Annotated in this window: 6 protein-coding genes; all 6 read left to right on the top strand. The window is 29.4% G+C overall.

The features are described 5' to 3' along the window. The first annotated feature begins 2 nt into the window (after nt 1-2). The 6 genes from I5677_RS14220 (at nt 3) to I5677_RS14245 (ending at nt 6,679) form a co-directional block, all read left to right on the top strand. Entirely contained in the window at nt 3-1,127 is a 1,125-nt protein-coding gene (locus tag I5677_RS14220; protein WP_197662302.1) for a glycosyltransferase, read from the top strand. A gap of 71 nt (nt 1,128-1,198) precedes the next feature. Further along, a complete protein-coding gene (locus tag I5677_RS14225) occupies nt 1,199-2,413 on the top strand; it encodes a glycosyltransferase family 4 protein (protein WP_197662303.1) in 1,215 nt (404 codons plus the stop codon). A gap of 38 nt (nt 2,414-2,451) precedes the next feature. Further along, entirely contained in the window at nt 2,452-3,903 is a 1,452-nt protein-coding gene (locus I5677_RS14230; protein WP_197662304.1) for a lipopolysaccharide biosynthesis protein, read from the top strand. An 11-nt stretch (nt 3,904-3,914) separates the two neighbouring features. Further along, a complete protein-coding gene (locus I5677_RS14235; protein ID WP_197662305.1) occupies nt 3,915-5,093 on the top strand; it encodes a glycosyltransferase in 1,179 nt (392 codons plus the stop codon). Between the two features lie 310 nt (nt 5,094-5,403). Then, the gene (locus I5677_RS14240; protein WP_197662306.1) at nt 5,404-6,213 is read left to right on the top strand and encodes an amino acid ABC transporter substrate-binding protein; all 810 of its coding nucleotides are present in this window, start codon (nt 5,404-5,406) and stop codon (nt 6,211-6,213) included. Nucleotides 6,214-6,454: 241 nt separating this feature from the next. Next, nucleotides 6,455-6,679: a hypothetical protein gene (locus I5677_RS14245; RefSeq protein ID WP_197662307.1), complete on the top strand. Its 225-nt coding sequence runs from the start codon at nt 6,455-6,457 to the stop codon at nt 6,677-6,679. The last annotated feature ends 60 nt before the right edge of the window (nt 6,680-6,739 follow it).

Genomic DNA, 6,739 nt, shown 5'->3' on the forward strand with positions numbered 1-6,739 from the left:
TTATGAATATTTTAATAATAGCTCATTTTCAAAATGATGGAAGTCCATATGTATCATTTGTTCATGATCAAGCTTTAGCTTATAAAGCCTTAGGGCATAATGTATATGTAATTTCTCCTGTAGTATGTAATAAAAAAGAAGCGGAAGTTTATAAAGGAAAAAAGGAAAAATATATAGATGGGATAAGGGTTTTTTACCCGAGATATCTATCTATATCAAAGTATGGACGCTATGGTATTAATGCATTCTTAGGTTTTTATTCTGTTAATAAGATAGTAAAAAAAATTATAAACGGTTTTCATCCGGATATTATTCATGCTCATACAATAGGTTTTGATGGTGCAATTTCAGTTAGATTAAAAGAAAAATATAATATACCGGTTAGTATAACAGCCCATGGTTCTGATGTAGTTATACCAATAGAAGACAAGAAGTTATCTTACATAATAAGTATTTGTAGAAGGGCTAATACGGTTGTTACAGTAAGTTCGAAATTAAAAAATATATTAATAAAAGAAGCTCCTGATTTGAATGTACAAGTTATATTGAATGGATTTAATAATCAATACTGTAGCGAAGTTCCCAAAAAGAAACATAGTATTATACAAGTTAGTAATTTGATTGAACAAAAAAAGGTTGATATTACTCTCAAAGCTGTTGCGACTTTATATAAAGAATATCGTGATGTAACATTAACGGTTATTGGTGATGGACCTGAAAAGAACCATCTTAAGGAGTTGTGCACTCAACTTAATATTTCTGATATTGTAAATTTCACAGGACAGATAAGTAACTGCGAGGTTCTTAAGCGCATGTCAGAAACTGAGGTTTTTATTATGCCGAGTATTAAAGAGGGTTTGGGAATTGTTTACTTAGAAGCAATGGCAAGTGGCTGTTTAACAATTGGTACTAGAGGAGAAGGTATAGAAGATATTATAAAAAATAAAGTCAATGGCTTTTTAATCGAAGCAGATAATATTGAAATGATAATAACCTATGTAAGAAGTTGTTTTGAAAATACAGAATACAATAAGTTAATCACTCAAAATGGAAAAGAGAGTGTTAAAGTACTAACATGGGAAACTAATGCAAAAAAATATACATCATTATTTGAAGAAATTATTTGAAGAGATTATTGGTTAATCATATTCTATATATACTTAGTATTTATATTCTAAGCTATTAAGAGAGGATAAAAATGAAAAACATTATTTTTCTATCTTATTTAAATTTATGGTCAATGGATAAGAATAAAGGAGCACCATCTTTTTATAGAACTATTGAAGGTTATATAAATGATGGTTGGAATGTTGTTTTAATCAATCCACAGTATGAAGTAGGGGCAAGTCCTAAAATAGAAGGACTCACAAATATTACATTTAAGCCCGTATTTTATCCACTATGTAAAATAAAAAAGGTGAGTTTTATTGGGCGTATTTTACATAGTTTACATGGCAGTCTAAAACTGTTTTTATTAGGGCGAAAAGTATTACAGCAATTCGGGGGTAAAGCTATTATATATTCCTATGAGGTTAATAGTGCAATTGCAGGGAATAAATTAAGACATAAATTTAACTTACCGTTTGTCACTAGATTTCAAGGTACAGTTTTATACCCTATAAAGAATAATTGGTATAATCGGCTAAAATTTTATCCACATTTTCAAGCATTAGAAATTAATGCAGATATTACAATAATGACAGATGATGGCACTTTAGGTGATAAGGTTCTAGAGAGACTTGATAATCAATCTACAAAAGTGTTTTTCTGGAGAAATGGTGTGGATATTAGTTATAATGAACCGCGAAATGAAACGGCTATAAAAGATTTAAGAAGTAAATATAATATATCTTCTTCGGATGAAGTATTAATTACTGTTTCTCGATTAGCATCATGGAAAAAAGTAAATAGAGCTATAGAAGCGTTATCAGTTATAACTAAAGAAAGAAAGAATTGTAAATTAATAATTGTTGGAGATGGCGACGATAAGGAAAACCTCATCTCTTTAACAAATAAACTGAATTTAAATAATAATGTTATTTTTGCAGGTGCCATTCCACAAAGCGAAGTTAAAAATTACTTAAATTTAGCTGATATATTTCTTTCATTGTATGATTTAAGTAATGTAGGAAATCCATTATTGGAAGCAATGTCTTGTGGAAAACCAATTATTACTTTAAATGTAGGTGATACGTCTTCAATTATTAAGCATGAGAGTAATGGTATATTATTAGAGGTTGAAGAATTATCAAAAATACCTCAATATATTAATAAAATTTTAGATAATAAAGAATATTCCATTAAGTTAGGTAGACAAGCAAAAGAATTTAGTAAAGTAAACTTTAGAACTTGGAAAAATCGAATAGATATGGAATTAAATGAAGTTAATGAATTATATAATAAATATTTATGATTTTAATTAAGATAAATTGATATGATATGAGGATAAAGATGGAAGATAAAAGTTTAGCAAAGAGTTTTATTTACAATTTGATAGGGTTTTCAATTCCTGTTTGGATACAATTTTTCTTAAGTTTCATATCAGCACCAATTACTACAAGATTGTTTATTCCAGCAGAAATGGGAAAGATAAATTTATTTTCCACATATTTATCAATGTTTATTTTAATTGCTTTATTAGGCTTAGATCAATCATTTGTTAGATATTATAATGAACCTCCAAGCAAAAATGATATGAATAGTTTAAATAAGATATGTATGTTAATTACTTTGTTTTCATCTACATTTATTGGAGGGTTCATACTTTTATTTTGGAATAAAATATCGTTGATGATTACAGATGCAGTTAGTTTACTTGTTCCTATATGTCTAATAATTTCTTTATATGCAAATATATTTTTAAGATTTTTTGGTTTGTTTTTTCGTATGCAGGGTAATGTATTTATATATTCTTTACAAGCAATAGCCATTACGGTGGTTAGCAAAATTCTCTTTATTATTGTAGCGTTATGGAATCCAAATCACATAAATGCAATAATAGCTATAACACTAGGTTACGTTATTATCATGGTTACTTTCTTAATATATCAAAATCATAAAGTAAAAAGAAATACGTTATATTTAGATGATGAAACAATTAAGGCTTTGTTTAAATATGGATTACCCTTACTGCCTATAACAGTATTGTCTTGGTTAAATAATTCGTTAGGACAACTAATGCTTAACAAATATATAGATTTTGCTGCTATTGGTATATATTCTAATGCTGTAGCAGTAGCAAGTATTATATCATTATTACAAGCTGGGTTTAATACTTATTGGGCCCCTTTTGTTTATAAGGGGTATAAAACACAAGCATTAAAAATACAAAAAATCCATAATATTATAACCTTTGGAATGATACTATTTGGATTAATGATTATACTAGGACAAGATGTTATATATTTATTAATTGGTGAAAACTTTAGATCAAGTAAAATATTTTTTCCATTATTATTAGTAACGCCGATATGTTATACAATAGCTGAAACTACGGGTCTGGGTATTGCAATATCAAAAAAAAGTTACCTAAATATTATAACTTTTTTAGGGAATGTGACAGTGAACATATTACTTTGTATTATTCTACTCCCAACAATTGGTATCATGGGTGCAGCTATAGCAGCGGCGAGTGCAGGAATAATAATGCTTATACTAAAAACAGTTATCGGAGAACGTTATTATAAATGCATTACTAGTTATAGAAAAACTTTCTCATCAGTTATAATATTTATTATTGCAGCGATATGTAATATCATATTTTTTAATAATCCGCTTCAAAAGTATATTTCTATCTTATTTCTAGCATGTATATTGATTTTCATATATAGAAATGAAGTGCTTTATATGATAAGAATAATCAAAGAGATATTTAAAGATTTTTTTAATAATAGAAAAGATTAATGGGAGCATTTATGAAAATTTTAATTTATGGCAATCCAAATTCTATTTTTGTAATTGATTATATAAAATATGTACTACTTGCTGAGGATAAAGAAATTCAGAAAATAGTTTTATTAAGTAATAGTCCAATGGTAGAAATTAATATAGATTATACTAAGTTTTATGAAGACAATAATATTGATGTAGTAGGAATAATAAACATTAATAAATATATTATGAAAATACCAAAAGTACGAGGACTAATTTTTCGATTAAAAAGTAATTATGAGAGAAATAAATCAATGCGAAATTTGATATTTAAATATCATACATTTGATACTTTACACATTCACTGTGTTGTACCAGCAGCTGCAGATTTAATTAGAAAGTACTCAAACTTTTTCAATAATATTATATCTACTTTTTGGGGAAGTGATCTATTACGTGCTGAAAGGAAGAATTATTTAAAACTAAATTATATATTAAACAAATCTCACTGTATCACAGTCTCTACCGAAGTTATGAAAAATGTTACAGAGTGTACTTTTGATATACATGATAAGACAAAATTAAAACTAGCTTCATTTGGTTTATCGCCATTAGAATATATAAAGAAATTGGAACTACAAGAGAGTATCGATAAATCGAAAGAAATTTTATCTTTACCTAAAGATAAAATAATAATACATTGCGGATATAATGCTAGTAGAGAACAACAACACAAATATATTATTAATGCTCTAAATAAGTGTAATGAAAGTACGTTGAATAAAATATTTGTTATTTTATTGATGACGTATCCATCAAATAATGAGTATATAAACGAAATTAAGAATTACCTAAATAATAGTATATTTCAATATAAAATAATAACATCATTTTTATATAATGAGAATATTGCTAGGTTAAGAAGGACTGGTGATATATTAATACATGCTCAAATTACGGATGCTTTTTCTGGTAGCATTTCAGAGCATATTTACTGTAATAACATTGTTTTTAATGGTAGTTGGTTGGAGTATCCTGTTCTTGATGAAAATGGCATATATTATAATAAATTTGATAATGAAGATGATTTATCATATAAATTAGAGCATACAATTTTACATTTGGAAGATGAAAAGGCTAAAGTAAAAGAAAATAGTAAAAAAATTTATGATATTTGTTCTTGGCAAAGTGTGAGAAAGCAATGGCTAATAAATTATAAATAATACAAAAATAATCGAGTAGAAATGTCTTGGAATATCAATGTCATAATACCAACAATGTACTAATATGTGAATTCCCCAATAACAAATAACCCGTATAAATAATAATACTATGTGTTTAATGAAATTGGTAGTTAGCCTTCAGAACCTTGCGAAGCCTGTCTCGAGAGTATTCCAGAAGAAATATATCCAACATCTACCTTTTACAGTTGTACAAGATAAATCCTCCTCAAAAAAATCATTGCACAAATCACATCTTTGTGGTAGCATGGTAAAGTGCTAATATGGTAATACATAAAAGGAGGATGTTTTTATGAAAAAAAGAATATTAAGTTTAGTAATAGTTACCGCTATGGTACTTGGCTTAGCTGCCTGCGGTAAGAAAGACGGAGAGGATAACTCACTAAAGTACATACAAGATAATAAGAAATTCGTGTTGGGTCTTGATGATGCCTTCCCTCCCATGGGATTTCGTGATGATGCAGACAATATCGTAGGTTTTGATGTTGATCTTGCGAAGGCAGTAGCAGAAAAACTGGATGTGGAATTAGTCCTTCAGCCGATTGAATGGGATGCTAAGGAACAGGAGCTTAATACAAAAAGCATTGACTGTATCTGGAATGGTTTTTCCGTTACGGAAGAGCGCTTAGCGAATATGACCTTATCGAAGCCTTATATGGAGAACAGCCTTTCATTTGTAGTTGTTAATGGTAGTTCCATAGCAACAAAAGCAGATTTGGCAGGTAAGGCTCTGGCGGTTCAAAGTGGTTCCTCTGCTGAGAAATCTCTGGATTTAGATGAGAACAAGGAGTTTAAAGCAACTTTAGGTTCAATCAATGGCTTCAGTGATTATGTAACAGCACTCATGGATCTTGAGACCGGCAACTCTGATGCGGTTTTAATGGACGCTGTTGTTGCAAATTATATGATTAATGACATGGGTAAGGACTTTGTTCTTTTAGAGGATAATCTTATGGCGGAAGATTATGCGATCGGTTTCCGCAAAGGGGAAGAAGCTTTAAAAAATGCTGTAGAAGAGGCCCTTACTGAACTTAAGGAAGATGGAACCATGGCAGAGATTTCTGAAAAATGGTTTGGATATGATGTGACTACATTTGAATAATCAGATTTGATTTATCAACTAAAATATTAAAATAACATCTTAAAAGGATATGAGTACATATATTATTGTACCGTATCCTTTTTATTTACGATTATAAAAGTGATATATGATTTTTCGTTCATCATCGTTGTTTGATTGCACACCTACTATAATAATAATTAATAATTCCTTAATTGATGTTACCCCCACAATATGGTAAAATTCTATTATATTTTACGAATGATTTTCATGGGGGTATTATATGGTATGCCATTATTGTGGTGAATTGAATGAAGAGCAGAGTATCTTCTGTATCTATTGTGGGATACAATTGATCTATGATGATGTGAAGGAGACGATAGAATATCCGGAACCGGATGAGGAATTTGCCAGACCGGGGGCCGAATATATTATGCCGGAATGCGTATACCGGTGTGGCGGAGCCACTATTCCGGTGGGTGGTGAGCCACCCGTCCGGAATAAATGAGCCACCGTTCCGGTATACTTGAGCCACACTACCGGATATTATTTATTTTTTATGCCATAT

The organism is Mobilitalea sibirica, assembly GCF_015999265.1.
Taxonomy (GTDB): domain Bacteria; phylum Bacillota; class Clostridia; order Lachnospirales; family Lachnospiraceae; genus Mobilitalea; species Mobilitalea sibirica.